The organism is Cupriavidus basilensis OR16, from assembly GCF_000243095.1.
GTDB classification, from domain to species: Bacteria; Pseudomonadota; Gammaproteobacteria; order Burkholderiales; family Burkholderiaceae; genus Cupriavidus; species Cupriavidus basilensis_D.
Genome location: NZ_AHJE01000008.1, coordinates 1 through 16,211 on the forward strand (window position 1 = coordinate 1; position 16,211 = coordinate 16,211).

Here is a 16,211-nt window from a genome sequence, read left to right on the forward strand (position 1 = left end):
CTATCCCTTGTGTGCCTTGCACCCGGCACCGGCACGGGCCGGTTGGCACGCGCGGCCGATGCTGGCTGGCCCGGGTGCCAGAAGTGCACCGCCGAGCACCCGTCGGTGTGTCCTGAAAAGCTCCCGGGGAGGCGGTTTTGCACCAATGTGACGAAGGCGCGGCCAAAGGATGGCAACGCGCAATGATACCTTATAATTCCCCCTGTTTCGGGGGCATCTGCCTCGAAAAAACCTGTAACTTTGACGCTTCCCGGGCGCTCCCGGCAGCACTCGCCCGGCCCGCCCCGGCCGCGCCCAACTCGCCTTTCGCACCGACCCCAAGCCATGGCTCTCGACCTATCCGACGTCAAGCGCATCGCCCACCTTGCCCGCATCGAAATCAACGATGACGAGGCTGGGCAGACGCTTGTGCAGCTCAATCAATTCTTCTCCCTGGTCGAACAGATGCAGGCGGTCGACACCACCGGCATCGTGCCGCTGGCCCACCCGCTGTCCGCGGTGCGCGAGATGTCGCAGCGGCTGCGTGACGACGTGGTCACCGAGCCCAGCCGCCGCGAGGACTACCAGCGCCCCGCGCCGGCTACCGAAGGCGGCCTCTACCTGGTGCCCAAGGTCATCGAATAAAGGTCAGACGCACCCCGGCCCTCGACCCAGCGGCTGCGCCGCGCGGCCTCCAGGCAGCGCCGGCAGCCATCACCTGCCAAGCCAAACCGACCGACATGTCCTTTTCCGCAACTTCCGTGACTTCCTTGCGCGAGCTTTCCGACGCGCTGGCGGCACGCTCCGTCTCCGCCGAAGAACTGGCGCGCGATTACCTGGCTCGCATCGAGCAGGCCGGCGCGCTCAACGCCTTTGTCGACGTCAACCCCGAACTCACCCTGGCGCAGGCCCGCGCGGCTGACGAGCGCCGCGCGCGCGGCGAAGCCGGCCCGCTGACCGGCGTGCCGATCGCCCACAAGGACGTCTTCGTCACCCGTGGCTGGCGCGCCACCGCGGGCTCGCGCATGCTCGCCAACTACGAAAGCCCGTTCGACGCGGCCGTGGTCGAGCGTCTCGCCGCCGCCGGCATGGTCACGCTGGGCAAGACCAACATGGATGAGTTCGCGATGGGCTCGTCCAACGAGAACTCGCACTTCGGCCCGGTCAGGAACCCCTGGGACGCCAGCCGCGTGCCGGGTGGCTCCTCGGGCGGCTCGGCCGCCGCGGTGGCCGCCGGCCTGGCGCCTGCTGCCACCGGCACCGACACCGGCGGCTCGATCCGCCAGCCGGCGTCGTTCTCCGGCATCACCGGCATCAAGCCCACCTACGGCCGCGTGTCGCGCTACGGCATGATCGCCTTCGCCTCCTCGCTCGATCAGGGCGGCCCGATGGCGCATACCGCCGAAGATTGCGCCATGCTGCTGGGCGGCATGGCCGGCTTCGACGAACGCGACTCCACCAGCGTCGCGCCCGCGCTCGGCGGCATCGATGAGGACTACACCCGCCTGCTGGGCCAGGCGCGCGTCGGCGCCAGCGCCAGCAAGCCGCTGTCCGGGCTGCGCATCGGCCTGCCCAAGGAGTATTTCGGCAAGGGCCTGGCAGCCGACGTGGAGCAAGCCGTGCGCGCCGCGCTCACCGAGTACGAAAAGCTGGGCGCCACGCTGGTCGAGGTGTCGCTGCCCAAGACCGAGCTGTCGATCCCGGTGTACTACGTGATCGCGCCGGCCGAGGCATCGTCCAACCTGTCGCGTTTTGACGGCGTGCGCTTTGGCCATCGCGCCGCCGAGTACCGCGACCTGATGGACATGTACAAGAAGTCCCGTGCCGAAGGCTTCGGCCCCGAGGTCAAGCGCCGCATCATGGTGGGCGCCTATGTGCTGTCGCACGGCTACTACGACGCGTATTACCTGCAGGCGCAAAAGATCCGCCGCATCATCGCCGATGATTTCCAGCGCGCCTTTGGCCAGTGCGACGTGATCATGGGCCCGGTGGCGCCCACGGTGGCGTGGAAGCTCGGCGAGAAGAGCGCCGACCCGGTGCAGATGTACCTGGCCGACATCTTCACGCTGTCGACCAGCCTGGCCGGCCTGCCCGGCATGAGCGTGCCCTGCGGGCTGGGCGAGGGCGGCATGCCGGTAGGCCTGCAGCTGATCGGCAACTACTTTGGCGAGGCCGAGCTGCTGCAAACGGCGCACGCCTTCCAGCAGGCAACGGACTGGCACCTGCGCCGGCCGCGCAGGCATGATCGCCGCGCGCTGGCTGTCGCGCATCGCGCTCGGCATCGGGCTGGCCGCGGCATTGGCGGCCTGCATTCCGCTGCCTCGCTTTGGCGGCCGGCCTGCGCCGATTGCCAGCCGCGACATCGATCTCGCCGGCGATTGCCGCCGCACCGAGGAAGATGGCTTCCGCGAGGATGCGCAAGTGCGCGTGACGGACAACACCGTGCAGCAGCTGTCGTGGAAGCTGTGGGTGGGCAAGCGCGGCTCGTGCAGCTTCAACCTGGCCGAATTCCGCCAGATCCAGAAGAAGCCGCATATCGAGCTGCGCGCCAATGATGGCAGCGCCTGCAAGCTGATGATCTGGCAGGATCCGCGCCGGGTCACGCTGGCGCACGCCAACTGCGAGGCGCGTTGCTCGCCGGGCATCTATGAAGAAGCCTGGCCGGTGATGTTCGAGCCGGGCAGCGGCGCCTGCGCGCAGACCCGATGAGCACGCTCAGCGCCATGTCCCGAAGCGCCCACCGATACGCCCACCGCAGTGCCGCCGCTCGCCTCAAGGCCCTCGGCCTGGGCGCGTGCGCCTTGCTGCTGGCAAGCCACGCCGTGCTCGCGCAGGCTTCCATGCCGGCGGCCGGCGAGCGCGCCATGCCGGTGGCGCAGATGGTGCGTTTTCCTGGCGCCGACGGTGGCCAGCCGCTCAGCGGCTACTGGTTCGTGCCGCAACGCAGCACCGCGGCCCCGGTCCCGGCCGTGCGCGTGGTGATTGCGCTGCACGGCTGCGGCGGCCTGCACCGCAGTGGCGGCGCGGATGCGGTGGCGCTCCAGAGCCGTTACCGCGAATACGTGCAGTGGCTGACCGCGCGCGGCTACGCGGTGCTGCTGCCCGACAGTTTCGGCCCGCGCGGCAAACCGGAAGGCATCTGCGCCGAACGCCTGGATAGCCGCGATATCGACGACGCCACACGGCGCGGCGATGTGCTGGCCGCATTGCAGTGGCTCGCGCGGCAGCCCGGCGTGGACACGGCGCACATCGTGCTGCTGGGCTGGTCCAACGGCGCGCAGGCGGTGCTCAGCGCCATCGATGCCAGCCGCGACTGGCCGGCGGGCGCACCGGCGATCGAGCGTGCCGTGGCCTTTTACCCAGGCTGCAAGAGCGCGGTGCAGCGCCACGAGTACCGCCTGCGCACGCCCCTGCTGCTGCTGACCGGCGGTGCCGACGACTGGACCCCCGCCACCCGCTGCGCCATGCTGCGCGAGGCGGTCGCCGCGCGCCAGCCGGACGCGCGTTTTCGCCTGGAGATCTACCCTGGCGCGTATCACGGCTTTGACGGCACCGAGCCGCTGCGGGTGCGCAGCGATGTGCCCAACGGCGCGCGTCAAGGCCAGGGCGTGACCGTGGGCGGCGACCCGATCTCGCGCGATGCGGCACTGACGCAACTGGATTCGTGGCTGGCCAGCCCGAATCCGTGAAAGAACACGTAGCCATACGTGGCCATACATAGCCACACGTAGCAACATATACAGCACACGAACAGGAATACCGCCATGCAATGGGAAGTGGTGATCGGCCTCGAGACGCACACGCAGTTGTCGACGGCCTCCAAGATTTTTTCCGGTACCTCCACCGCCTTCGGCGCGGCGCCGAACACGCAAGCCTCGCCGGTTGACCTGGCGCTGCCGGGCGTGTTGCCGGTGCTCAACCGCGGCGCGGTCGAGCGCGCCATCCAGTTCGGCCTGGCGATCGGCGCCACCATCGCGCCGCGCAGCATCTTCGCGCGCAAGAACTACTTCTACCCCGACCTGCCCAAGGGCTACCAGATCAGCCAGTACGAGCTACCGGTGGTGCAGGGCGGCAGCATCAGCATCCAGGTCGAAGGCAAGAAGGGCGAAACCTACGAGAAGACCGTGCAGCTCACGCGCGCCCACCTCGAGGAAGACGCCGGCAAGTCGCTGCATGAAGATTTCGCCGGCATGACCGGCATCGACCTGAACCGCGCCGGCACGCCGCTGCTGGAGATCGTCACCGAGCCGGACATGCGCAGCTCGGCCGAGGCCGTGGCCTACGCCAAGGCCCTGCACGCGCTGGTGATGTGGCTGGGCATCTGCGACGGCAACATGCAGGAAGGCAGCTTCCGCTGCGACGCCAACGTGTCGGTGCGCCCTTACGGCAGCCCCAAGCTGGGCACGCGCCGCGAGATCAAGAACCTGAACTCCTTCCGCTTCCTGCAGCAGGCCATCGACTACGAAGTCCAGTGGCAGATCGCCGAGATCGAGGACGGCCGCGAAATCCAGCAGGCCACCGTGCTGTTCGACCCGGACACCGGCGAGACGCGCGCCATGCGCACCAAGGAAGACGCGCACGATTACCGCTACTTCCCCGACCCCGACTTGCTGCCGCTGGAGATCGACACCGCCTGGATCGAGCGCGTCAGGTCCGAACTGCCGGAGCTGCCGGTGGCCATGCAGGCACGCCTGGTGTCGCAATATGGCCTGTCCGCCTACGACGCCAGCGTGCTGACCGCCTCCAAGGCGCTCGCCAACTACTTCGAAGCCGTGGTCGGTGAGGCCGGCGTGGCCAATGCCAAGCCGGCTGCCAACTGGCTGATGGGCGACGTGTCGTCGCTGCTCAACCGCGAAGGCATCGCGCTGGAAGCCGCCCCGGTCAAGCCGGCGCAGCTGGCCAAGCTGCTGGTGCGCATTGCCGACGGCACGGTGTCCAACAACACCGCCAAGAAGGATGTCTTCCCGGCCATGTGGGCGGGCGAGGAAGGCGGCGATGCCGACGCCATCATTGCAGCCAAGGGGCTGAAGCAGATGTCCGACTCCGGAGAGCTGGAGAAGATCATCGACGACGTGCTGGCTGCCAATGCCAAGTCGGTGGAGGAATTCCGCGCTGGGAAGGAGAAGGCGTTCAACGCACTGGTTGGGCAGGCCATGAAGGCGACCAAGGGCGGCAGATACCAGCAGAACCGTTGGCCATACGACGAAACCAGCGCCCTTCGCACCCGCGATTGCTCTGCGCCCGGCAGGGTCGGCTTTCTTCTCGTTAGTCTTCTTTGCCGACGCAAAGAAGAGTGACCGGCAGCCCCCGCAGGGGGATGTCGTACGCTCTTGGGTCCAAGATGCCATCGCCGATCAATCAAACAGCGATCAACCCGCAGAGCGATGTCGTGCGCTCTTGGGTCCAAAAACCATCGCCGCCACACACAGGGCCAAGTAGCGAAAAAAAGCCACCCCTCCCCCCCTCCCCCTCTATCCCCCCTTCATCAAAAAATCCCGACTAACCCCACCCCCAACCTCATGAATCCTCCGCAAAAAATCACTAAGCCACCCATGAATCCCAACAGAAAAAATATCCTCGATCCGAGTGAATTTAAGCTCGGCATGCAGCTTCCCCGCCCGCCGCTCGGTCTCCACTGACTGCGCATTCCTGACCTGCGCCAGCAACGAAACCACCTCCCGCAGGCTCGCCGCCAGCGACCGCGGCATATCCGGATGCACGATCAGCAACTCGGCCACGCGCTCTGGCGTGACCACCGAGCGATAGACCTTGCGGTACATCTCCAGCCCCGAGACGGAGCGCAGTACCGCGGCCCACTGGTAAAAGTCGTCTTGCTGCAAGCCGAGGTCGGTCGCCTGGAACTTCACGTCGAGAATGCGGGCGGTGTTGTCGGCGCGCTCCAGGAAGGTGCCCAGGCGCATGAAGCAATAGGCTTCGTCCTTGAGCATGGTGGTGAGTGCACCGCGCACGGCGCGGGCATTTTCGCGGGCGGCGCGCAGGCAGGACATGATCGACGCCGGGTGGCTCAGGTCGCGCACCATGAAGTCGATCACTTCTTCGTGCACTACCGCGCCGTGATGCGCGGCGAATACCGGCGTGAGCTCCGTCACGTCTAGCATGGCGAGCCAGCCTTGCTGCGCCACCTCGGGCGATTGCGGCAACATCGAAGCCTGGTAGTTGACGTCGAGCATGCGGGCGGTGTTTTCCGCGCGCTCGGTGTAGCGGGCCATCCAGAACAGGTGGTCGGCGGTGCGGCTTAGCATGATGATTTCCCCTTTTCTCGGCAAACCCAGGCTACTGACAAGCAATTGGCTTGCCAGCCGCTGACCGCGGCAGCCTCGCCTACACGACTGGCAGCACGCTGACCTCCACTTCCACATCGTGCGCGCCGCCGCCAACGATCACGCCGCGCAGCAGCGAGACATCGCTGTAGTCGCGCCCGAATGCCAGCGTGACGTGGCTGGTGTCGGCCAGCACGTCGTTGGTGGGATCGAGGTCGACCCAGCCGGCCAGCGGGCAGTACACCGACAGCCAGGCGTGCGAGGCGTCGGCGCCGATCAGCCTGGGCTGGCCGGGCGGCGGCTCGGTGCACAGGTAGCCGCTGACATAGCGCGCGGCGAGGCCGAGCGAGCGCAGGCAGCCGATCATGACCTGGGCGAAATCCTGGCACACGCCGCTGCGCAGGCCGAAGGCTTGCAGCGCCGGAGTATCGACCTCGGTGGCGGTGGTCTGGTATTCGAAGTCGGCGTGCACGCGGTGCATCAGGTCGATGGCGCCCGCCACCACGGCCACGCCGGGCGCGAAGCTGGCAAGCGCGTAGGCCTTGAGCTCAGGATGCAGCGCCACATTGGGCGAGGCGAAGCAGAACTCGCTTTCCGGCAGGAAGGGCTGGCCGGCGCGAAAGCGCAGCGCGGCGACGGCAGTCTCCCACGGCATGCTGGCAGCGGGGTCGAGCGACGCCCAGCGCGGCGTGACGCTGACCGTGCTCTCGCAGGCGAGCTGCATGTAGTCGTGCGGCACGTCGATGGTGAAGTACAGCACGTTGTTGCCGAAGGCGTCCGTGTCCGCACGCTGGTGCGACGGCGGCGGCTCGATCTGCGTGCTGTGCGCGTGCACCGCCTGCCACGGGCAAGTCACCGGAAACACGACGGCGCGCTGCTGCGCGTTCTCCACCGGCGCGGAGTAGTCGTAGATGGTTTTGTGATGGATCGTCAGCACGGAGGCGGCGCGTCCTGGCGCGGGCACGGCAGCTTCCTGCGCCTGGCTCATCGTCGCGTTCATGTTTACGTTCATGGTTACGTTCACGGTTGCGCCCCGACGCGGGTGCCGGCCATGCCGGCATGGCTGAAGTAGCGCGCACTGATTTCGTCGGACAGCTGCACCATCATGTCAGTCAGTTGCTCGCATAGCCGCACCAGATTGGTGTATTTCCCGTCAGGGCCGCGCTGGCATAGTGCGTCCCAGCCGGGCAGCGTCTCCACGGTGGGCAGCCATTGCGGCAGCGGCACGCGCCCGGTACCGGCCGGGCTGGCCGGCGGCGAGATCTGGCCGAGCTTGACCCGCAGCCGCGCCAGCAAGCCATAGAGCCCGCGCGGGTTGGTGGGCTCGATCACCAGTTGGTCGACCAGCGCGGGCACGTCGGAGCGGCCCGGGTACAACGCGCGGAAGGTCAGCGTGCTGTCGAACAGGTGCAGCAGCAGATCGAAGCAGGTCCGGTGCAGCAGCGCGCCGTTGTGCGCAAACACGCGCAGGAAGGTCGAGAGCGTGGCCACGCGCTCGATATGGCGGCCGATGAACAGCAGGCGCCAGGCTTCGTCGCGGGTCATGCGGTCGCCCTGCGCGCCGCTGATGGCGGCCAGTTGCATGGACAGGTGATCCAGCGCCGCCAGCACGCGCGGGCGGTCATAGATGCCCGCGTCGCCTGCGCCGCCGGGACTCCCCGCGCAGACCGCCTCCATGGCGTCGCCGAAATCGTTGCGCGCGGCCAGGATGGTGCGCCAGTGATCGTTGGACAGCCGGTTGCGGATCTCGGTGGCGGCGTGCACGTGGCTGGCCAGGTTCTGGCCCACGCTGGTCCAGCCCGCGCGCTCCGCCAGCGCGGACACCAGGCTGCGCTCGAACACACGCAGCGAGGCGCGCGGCTGCGGGGCGCCGGTTGGCAGCAGGCCGCAGGCCAGCACCAGTTCGCCGATCACGTCGAGCGCGCTGTCGTCGCGGTCATCGCTGCTCTCGATCGAGCCCAGCACCAGCCGGCACAGGCGTACGTTGTTTTCCGCGCGCTCGGCGTAGCGGCCGGCCCAGAACAGGTTCTCGGCGGCGCGGCTGGATACCGCCAGCGGCTTGGCCGCCGGACCGGGCGCCGCGCCGGCCATGGGGAACTGCAGCGGCGAGCCCCCTGGCTGCGGCGGCTGGCTCGACAGCACCCAGGTGTCGGTGCTGGAGCCGCCAAGCTGCATCGATACGGCCGGCTGGCCTTCGCCCGCAAGCCGGGTAAAGCCGCCCGGCATCACCTGCCAGCCGCCCCGGCCATCGGCAATGGCGTAGACCCGCAGCATGGCGGCGCGCGAGCCGATATGTCGGCATCAGGAAGGCTTCGGTGAATTCCCCAAGCGCTTCCTCGCGCGCCGTGGCCTCGCCGCACCACCAGCTGGGCACGCCCGGCAGCAACAGCGCCTCGCCCAACAGCGCGCGGGAAATGGCCGGCAGGAAACCATGGATGGCCGGCGTCTCCAGGAAGCCGGATCCCGGCGCGTTGGAGACCAGCACATTGCCCGCGCGCATCGCCTGCAGCAGCCCGGGCACGCCGAGCGTGGAGTCCTGGCGCAGCTCGACCGGGTCGCAAAATGCATCGTCGAGGCGGCGCAGCACCACGTCGACGCGCTCCAGCCCGGCCAGCGTCTTCAGGTAGACCACGTCGTTGCGCACCGTCAGGTCCTTGCCCTCGACCAGCGTGATGCCGAGGTAGCGGGCCAGGAAGGTGTGCTCGAAATAGGTCTCGTTGTAGGGCCCCGGGGTGAGCAGCACGATGTGCTTGCTGACCGTGGCGGCGGCGCCCGCCGCGGATTCCGGCGCGGGTGGCTGCGCCGCGGGCTGCTGCGCCAGCGTGGCCACCAGTTGCGAGAACGCCGCGGGCAGGCGCCGCACGCGCATCTCGCGAAAGGCATCGGCGAACAGGCTGGAGATGATGAGGCGGTTCTCCAGCGCGTAGCCCATCCCGGAGGGGGTCTCCGTGCGGTGGGCCATCACCGTCCAGCCGCCGTCCAAGGTATGCGCCAGGTCCACCGCGACGATATGCAGGAAATTGCCGCCCGGCGGCTGGTAGCCCTTGAGCGGGCGCAGGTAGCCAGGATGGCCAAAGACCAGTCCGGCCGGCAGCAACCCCTTGGAGAGCAAAGTCTGTGGGCCGTAGATGTCGGCCACCATGGCATTGGCCAGCTCCGCCCGCTGCGCCACGCCGCGTTCGATCTGTTGCCAGTCCGCCTCGCTGACCAGGAAAGGCAACAGGTCCAGCGCCCAGGCGCGCGCGCCGGCCTTGTCGGTGTAGTCGGCGTAGACGTTGTAGGTCACGCCGTTGTCGCGGATCTGGCGCGCCATGGCGGCGGCCTGCTGGTCGAGGCCATCGATGCCCTCCTCGCCCAGCAGCTCGAAAAAGCGCGCCCACGGCTCGCGCAACCCGTCCCCGCATGCCCCCAGCTCATCAAGGTGCCCAGGCGGCACCGGCCGCGCGCGGTGTATCACCGCGTCGACGGCAGGGGCGGTTTCATCAAAAGGCAGGGACGGCTGAAGAGGCACGGGGCGCGGCTTTGGGGCGGGCCGGATCAGCGTTGCCGCAAATCCAGCGTGAACGGAAACTCGAGGCTGCGCCGGGGCGGCTCCACGCGCATCACGCCCGGCGTGTGGCCAAGTGTGAAGAAGCGTGTCAGGCGCCGGCTTTCAGCCTCGTACGCATTGACCGGGAAGGTCTCATAACTACGCCCGCCCGGATGCGAAACATGATACTGGCATCCGCCGATGCTGCGCCCCATCCACGTGTCGACAACGTCGAAAGTCAGCGGTGCATGCGAGGCAATGGTGGGGTGGAGCGCAGACGGCGGCGCCCAGGCGCGGTAGCGCACCCCCGCCACGAACTCCCCGACGCGCCCGGTGGGCTGCAGCGGCACGGCGCGGCCGTTGACAGTCACCACGTGGCGGCTGTCGTTCATGCCCAGCACGCGTACCTCGATGCGCTCCAGCGATGAATCCACGTAGCGCACGGTGCCGCCGGCACTGCCCTCCTCGCCCATCACGTGCCAGGGTTCGAGCGCGGTGCGCAGCGTCAGCGACAGGCCGCCGGCCGCGAGCTCGCCCACGCGCGGGAAGCGGAACTCGAAGTGCGGCGCGAACCAGGCGTTGTCGAACGCAAAGCCGGCCTCGCGCATCTCGGTGAGCACGTCCTCGAAATCCATCTGCACGAAGGTGCCGAGCAGGAAGCGGTCATGCAGCTCCGTGCCCCAGCGCGTGAGCCGCCCGCGATAGGGCTCGCGCCAGAAGCGCGCCACCAGCGCGCGCAGCAGCAACTGCTGCACCAGGCTCATGCGCGCGTGCGGCGGCATCTCGAACGCGCGCAGCTCCAGCAGGCCAAGGCGGCCGGTGGGGCCATCAGGCGAGTAGAGCTTGTCGATGCAGAACTCGCTGCGGTGGGTGTTGCCGGTGACGTCGACCAGGATATTGCGCAGCGCGCGGTCGACCAGCCAGGGCGGCATGTGCGCGCCGACCCCACCCTCGGTGCCGCAGAGCCGGTCGAGCTGGTGCTGCAGCTCGGCAAAGGCGATCTCGAGCTCGTAGAGCTGGTCGTTGCGCGCCTCGTCCACGCGCGGCGCCTGGCTGGTCGGGCCGATGAACATGCCCGAGAACAGGTAGGACAGCGAGGGATGGTTGTGCCAGTACGCGATCAGGCTGGACAGCACATCGGGGCGGCGCAGGAAGGGGCTGTCGGCCGGCGTGGCGCCGCCCAGCACGAAGTGGTTGCCGCCGCCGGTGCCGGTATGGCGGCCGTCGAGCATGAACTTCTCGGTGCTGAGGTAGGTTTCGTGGGCGGCCTGGTAGAGGAATTCCGTGTGATCGACCAGTTCGTTCCAGTTGGCGGCGGGATGGATGTTGACCTCGATCACGCCCGGGTCGGGCGTGACCTGCAGCAGCTTGAGGCGCACGTCGCGTGGCGGCGGGTAGCCTTCGAGCACGATCTTCACGCCCAGCCCGGCGGCGGTGGCTTCCACCGCGGCCAGCAGCTCCAGGTAGTCCTCCAGCACGGTCAGCGGCGGCATGAAGACGTAGAGCATGCCGCGCTTGTCGCCCGCGGCAGCCTTCTCGGCCTTGGGTCCGGCGGCGCGGCTGGGGTGGCGCACTTCCACGCACAGCGCCGTGCGGGTGATCCAGCCAGCGGATTCGCCACGCTCGGGCACGCGCGCCAGGTCCGCGGCCGTGCCGCCGACCTTCCCCGCCCCTGGCCTGGCCCCGGCACGCGTCGCCGCAGCCGAGCCGGGTGCCGGGTAGGCCGCGGTGCTGGCGCGGAACTCCGCAGCCTGGCCAGGCTCGGCGCCCGCGCCGGCAAGCCCTGGCAATTGCGCGCGCAACTGGGCCCCGGTGGGCAGCGGCGAGCGCGCCGCAAACGGGTCCTGGTCGAACTGCCAGGGGTAGTCGGCCTCGCTGACCCAGGGCAGAGCATCCAGCGGCAGGCGGTAGCCCATCGGCGAATCACCGGGCAGCAGGTACATGCGGTCGTCGCGGAAGAACCACGGCCCGCTGATCCAGCGGTGGGCGGCCAGGGCAGGGCCATCTTCCTCGCCGGTGCGGCGCAGCGGCAGCACGTAGCCGGTGGGACGCGCCAGGCCGCCATCGAACACGCGGCGCAGGCGCATGCGCTCCATTTCATCGTCGAGCCGTGCCTCCAGCGGGTCGACGTTGACCGGCAAGCGGCGCTCGCGCCAGAGGTAATACCAGGTGTCCTCATAGCCGGCCTGCACAAAGCCGGGGTTCAGCCCGAGACGGGTGGCCAGGCTATCGAGGAAGCGCCGTGCGTCGGCCTCGGTATAGTCGGCCGGCGCCCGCTCGTCGGCGAACAGCGTCGGGTCCTGCCAGCAGGGCTGGCCGTCGGCGCGCCAGCAGATCGACAAGGCCCAGCGCGGCAGTTGCTCGCCCGGGTACCACTTGCCCTGGCCGAAGTGCAGGAAACCGCCCTCGCCATAGCGCGCGCGCAGTTTATGCACCAGTTCGGTGGCATAGGCGCGCTTGGTGGTGCCGAGCGCATCGGTATTCCATTCCGCGCCATCGCGATCCTTGACCGCGACAAAGGTTGGCTCGCCGCCCATGGTCAGGCGCACATCCTGCGCGTTGAGCTGGAGGTCGACCTCGGCGCCCACGGCCGCCACCGCCTGCCACTGCGCCTTCACGCGCGGCGATTCATAGACGCGGGTGATCGACATCTCGTGGTGGAAACTCACCTCGCTTTTGTCGACTGCGCCGCTGACCGGCGCCGCGCTGCCCGGCTCGGGCGTGCATGCCACCGGGATATGCCCCTCGCCGGCCAGCAGCCCTGAGGTGGGATCCAGTCCGATCCAGCCCGCGCCAGGCAGGTAGACCTCGCACCAGGCGTGCAGGTCGGTGAAGTCCACCTCGGTGCCGCTGGGGCCATCGATGGATTTCACGTCGGGCGCCAGTTGCAGCAGGTAGCCGGACACGAAGCGCGCCGCCAGCCCCAGGTGGCGCAGCGTCTGCACCAGCAGCCAGCCGGAATCCCGGCACGAGCCCGCACCGGTCGCAAGCGTCTGCTCCGGCGTCTGCACGCCGGGCTCCATGCGGATCAGGTAGCGGATGTCCTCCTGCAGGCGCTGGTTCAGGGCCACCAGGAAATCGCTCGTGGTCTGCGTGTCGCGCGGAATGCTCTGCACGAAGGCGGCAAAGCGCGGCGTCAGTTCGCCCTTGACCATATAGGGGGCCAGCTCATAGGCCAGGCCGGGCTCGTAGGTGAAGGGAAAATTCTCGGCGTAGGGCTCGAGGAAGAAATCGAACGGGTTGTAGACCGCCATCTCGACCACCAGGTCGACGGTGATCTTGAACTCGGTGGTCGGCTCGGGGATCACCAGCCGGGCGAGGTAATTGGAAAACGGGTCCTGCTGCCAGTTCACGAAGTGCTGCTCGGGCTCGATGCGCAGCGAATACGAAAGGATCGGCGTGCGGCAGTGCGGAGCGGGCCGGAGCCTGACCACCTGCGGCGAAAGCTTCACGGGCCGGTCGTACCGGTAGTGGGTGACATGGTTCAGTGCGACGTGTGTTGCCACTAGTGCCTCCCATTGGCGCAGGTTTCGTGTTGTTGTCTCAAGCAAGAGTTGTACCGCCCCCGACGGCGCAACCCCGGATCGCGGCCTGGCGACATGCGCGGCGGCGGCGGCCCTTGTATGGCAGCACACCCAGACTACCGCCGCATTACATGGCACCCGCCTGTTTTGCCTTCAGCCCCTGCTCGATCAGCGAGCGCAGCTTGGCCAGCGCCCCGGGGTCGCCATGCGCAGCGGCGCGGGCATACCAGAGCTTGGCCTGCTCGATGTCCTTCTCGACCACGCCGGGCTCGCCGCGCTCGTAATAGCTGGCGACAATGTACTGGGCGCCGCCATCGCCCGCCGTGGCGGCGCGGGTGTACCACGCGAAGGCCTTGCCATAGTCCCGCTCAAGGCCCCGCCCGGTGAAGTAATTGGTCGCCAGTTCCACCTGGGCCTGCACATGGCCGCCTTCGGCCGCGCGGCGGTACCACTGGTTGGCGGACTCCAGCGAGCGCGGCACCAGTTCGCCGTGCTCGTACATCTCGCCAAAGGTGAACTGGGCCTGTGTCATGTCGTTCTCGGCCGCGCGGTGCAGCCAGACCAGCGCCTCGTCCTGGCGCACCGGCGTGCCCTCGCCGCGCAGCAGCATCATGGCGTAGTTGTACTGCGCTAGCCGGTTGCCCTGCTGGGCAGCCTTGGCAAAATCCCGCAAGGCCGAATCGAAGGCGCCGGCGTCATAGGCGGTCACCGCCTGGCGCGTCAGTGCCTGCGCCGGCGCCGGGGGCTGGCGCGCGGCCTGGGTGTGCGGGGAGGCGAGGAGCAGGCAGAGGAGAAGCAGCGCGGCAACGGCGGCCGCGCCCAGCCGGGAACGTGAGCGAGGACGTGAGCGGGCAAGAAAGCCGGAAGGAAAGAGACGGACAAGCGGCATGGCAGGCTCCAGGCAGGGCACGCGCTAACTCCAAGTCTACAAGTGTAGGACTCCAAAGTCGCCAGGTGCAGTCGGAAGCGGCCGGCAAAACCTTACGGTTGGCGCCACCAGTTCTGCGCGGGTTCCGCAGGCGCCGGTACGCTGCTGGGCAGCGCTTGCGCCTGCGCCAGCAGGGCCTCGGCCTCCGTGTGCAGCCTGGACAGGCAACGCGCCAGCACCCGCGCCTCCTCCGGATCCAGGCAGGCTGCCAGGCGGGCGTTGAAGGCCTGCGCCTGCGCGAAGGCAAGCTGGTAGACCGCCTTGCCCTCCTCGCTCAGTGCAAACGCCGCCGCGCGCTTGTCCTGCTCGCGCGTGGCGCGCTGCACCAGGCCGCGCGCCATCAGCGCGTGCACGGCGCGGCTGGCCAGCACCTTGTCCAGCCCGGCGCTTTGCGCCAGTTCGGTCAGGCGCGTGCCCGGCTGCTCGCCGAGGAAGGACAGCATGCGCCACTCGCGCCGGCTCACCCCGGCAGCGGCACGCAGGTGATGCCCGCTGGCTTGCAGGGCGACGCGGGTCAGGTGATAGAGCCGGTAATTGAGGAAGTCCGCCAGCCGGGCGGGATGCTGCAGCGTGTCACCGGCGTCCCGCTCCTGATCCTCCTGTGCCTTTACCTGTGCCTGCGCCTGCTTGCCCACCTGGCTGCCGTTCATGCCGCACCCGCAAATTTAGTTGATTTTGTCAATTATATGGCCGGGTGTTAGCGTCTGTGCCGCTACATAAGAACTGGCGGGCAGCGCGCCAAGCGCATCCGCCGGGGTACGGCCGGGCAGGCACGAGCCAGGAACGAAACGCGCGCATCGATGCGCGAAATCCTTCTTTGGCAGCGCCGGGCCGCATCGATAAATTGGCCGGCTTCCCGCCGATGCCGAACCAACAGGAGAACCCGTGAATCCCGCCAAACTGCTGCGCGCGCTAGTCCCCACCCTCGCCACCATGACCGCGCTGGCCGCCACCTGTCTTGCCAGCGCGCCGGCCAGCGCGCAGAACGACCGCCCGCTGCGCATCCTGGTGGGCTACCCCGCCGGCGGCACCGCCGACCTGGCCGCCCGCCTGATCGGCGACAAGCTGCGCGAGGAACTCAAGCAAACCGTAGTCATCGAGAACAAGCCCGGCGCGGGCGGCCGCCTGGTCATGGACTATGCGCGCACCCTGCCCGCGGACGGCAACACGCTGGTGGTCGCCAACTCCGCGGTGATGACCATTGCCCCCCTGGTCTACCGCAAGCTGAACTACGACATCCAGCGCGATTTCATGCCGGTGGCGCAAACCGCCAACTTCCAGCTGGCCCTGGCCACCGGCCCGGGCACGCCGGCCAAGACGCTGAAGGAATACATCGAATGGCTCAAGACCAGCCCGGCCAAGAACAACTCCTACGCCTCGCCAGCGCTAGGCAGCATTCCGCACTTCTTTGGCTTGCTGATCGGCAAGCAGGTTGGCGTTGACATGCTGCACGTGCCGTTCAACGGCTCGGCACCGTTGATGAATGCGCTGGTCGGCGGGCAGGTGCCGGCCTCGGTCGATACCCTGGCCGATCTCACCGAGATGCATCGCGCGGGCAAGATCCGCGTACTGGCGAGTTCCGGCACGCAGCGCTCGGTGGCATTGCCGGACGTGCCGACGTTTACCGAGCTGGGGTTCAAGGACATCGAAGGGCTGGGCCGGTATGGGTTCCTGGCGCCGGCCGGTGTGCCAAAGGCAACGATCGACCGGCTGAATGCGGCGATCGTGCATGCGGTGCAATCGGCGGATCTGAAGGAGCGTTTCCTGAAGCTGGGACTGGAGCCGCAATCGGGAAGCGCGGAGCAGTTCGGCAAACTGCTGACGGCAGACGCCGGGCGCTGGGCACCGGTAGTCAAGGCCTCTGGCTATACCGGGGATTGAAATATATCGCCACGATTCCGCAAAAATTATTCATTACACAAATATCATTCGAAACATGGATGAAATCTGCGTGAGTAATAACCAAGTTA

At 68.1% G+C, this 16,211-nt stretch carries 10 protein-coding genes and 2 pseudogenes; 6 read left to right on the top strand and 6 right to left on the bottom strand.

The window, feature by feature from the left end; genetic code table 11:
- Positions 1-324: 324 nt before the first annotated feature.
- The 5 genes and pseudogenes from gatC to gatB form a co-directional block, all read left to right on the top strand.
- Positions 325-624, top strand: coding sequence for an Asp-tRNA(Asn)/Glu-tRNA(Gln) amidotransferase subunit GatC (gene gatC / locus OR16_RS02910; RefSeq protein WP_006156463.1), 300 nt, complete (start codon positions 325-327; stop codon positions 622-624).
- 95 nt (positions 625-719) lie between these two features.
- Positions 720-2,534 carry an Asp-tRNA(Asn)/Glu-tRNA(Gln) amidotransferase subunit GatA gene (gene gatA / locus OR16_RS02915; protein WP_006156464.1) on the top strand — a complete coding sequence of 605 codons (1,815 nt, stop codon included), beginning with the start codon at positions 720-722 and terminating at the stop codon, positions 2,532-2,534.
- Complete coding sequence (locus OR16_RS48050; RefSeq protein WP_006156465.1) at positions 2,449-2,688, top strand: hypothetical protein; 240 nt, start codon at positions 2,449-2,451, stop codon at positions 2,686-2,688. Before gatA ends, OR16_RS48050 begins: the two co-directional genes overlap by 86 nt.
- Positions 2,685-3,668 carry a dienelactone hydrolase family protein gene (locus OR16_RS02925; protein ID WP_006156466.1) on the top strand — a complete coding sequence of 328 codons (984 nt, stop codon included), beginning with the start codon at positions 2,685-2,687 and terminating at the stop codon, positions 3,666-3,668. The genes OR16_RS48050 and OR16_RS02925 overlap by 4 nt, the downstream gene beginning before the upstream one ends.
- A gap of 75 nt (positions 3,669-3,743) precedes the next feature.
- Positions 3,744-5,150 (top strand): annotated as a pseudogene (gatB, locus tag OR16_RS02930) (Asp-tRNA(Asn)/Glu-tRNA(Gln) amidotransferase subunit GatB); the annotation flags it as partial.
- A 300-nt stretch (positions 5,151-5,450) separates the two neighbouring features.
- On the opposite strand, the gene OR16_RS02935 reads toward gatB, so the two are convergent.
- The 6 genes and pseudogenes from OR16_RS02935 to OR16_RS02960 form a co-directional block, all read right to left on the bottom strand.
- Entirely contained in the window at positions 5,451-6,242 is a 792-nt protein-coding gene (locus OR16_RS02935) for an alpha-E domain-containing protein (RefSeq protein WP_006156468.1), read from the bottom strand.
- A gap of 79 nt (positions 6,243-6,321) precedes the next feature.
- Positions 6,322-7,260, bottom strand: coding sequence for a transglutaminase family protein (locus OR16_RS02940; RefSeq protein WP_237716905.1), 939 nt, complete (start codon positions 7,258-7,260; stop codon positions 6,322-6,324).
- 20 nt (positions 7,261-7,280) lie between these two features.
- Positions 7,281-9,771: pseudogene (locus OR16_RS02945) on the bottom strand (circularly permuted type 2 ATP-grasp protein).
- A 26-nt stretch (positions 9,772-9,797) separates the two neighbouring features.
- The gene (locus OR16_RS02950; protein ID WP_006156470.1) at positions 9,798-13,295 is read right to left on the bottom strand and encodes a DUF2126 domain-containing protein; all 3,498 of its coding nucleotides are present in this window, start codon (positions 13,293-13,295) and stop codon (positions 9,798-9,800) included.
- Between the two features lie 145 nt (positions 13,296-13,440).
- Positions 13,441-14,202, bottom strand: coding sequence for a tetratricopeptide repeat protein (locus OR16_RS02955; RefSeq protein ID WP_006156471.1), 762 nt, complete (start codon positions 14,200-14,202; stop codon positions 13,441-13,443).
- Positions 14,203-14,294: 92 nt separating this feature from the next.
- Complete coding sequence (locus tag OR16_RS02960; protein WP_006156472.1) at positions 14,295-14,891, bottom strand: MarR family winged helix-turn-helix transcriptional regulator; 597 nt, start codon at positions 14,889-14,891, stop codon at positions 14,295-14,297.
- Between the two features lie 283 nt (positions 14,892-15,174).
- Here OR16_RS02960 and OR16_RS02965 point away from each other — a divergent pair, with 283 nt between their 5' ends.
- Positions 15,175-16,122, top strand: coding sequence for a Bug family tripartite tricarboxylate transporter substrate binding protein (locus tag OR16_RS02965; RefSeq protein WP_043418219.1), 948 nt, complete (start codon positions 15,175-15,177; stop codon positions 16,120-16,122).
- Positions 16,123-16,211 lie beyond the last annotated feature (89 nt).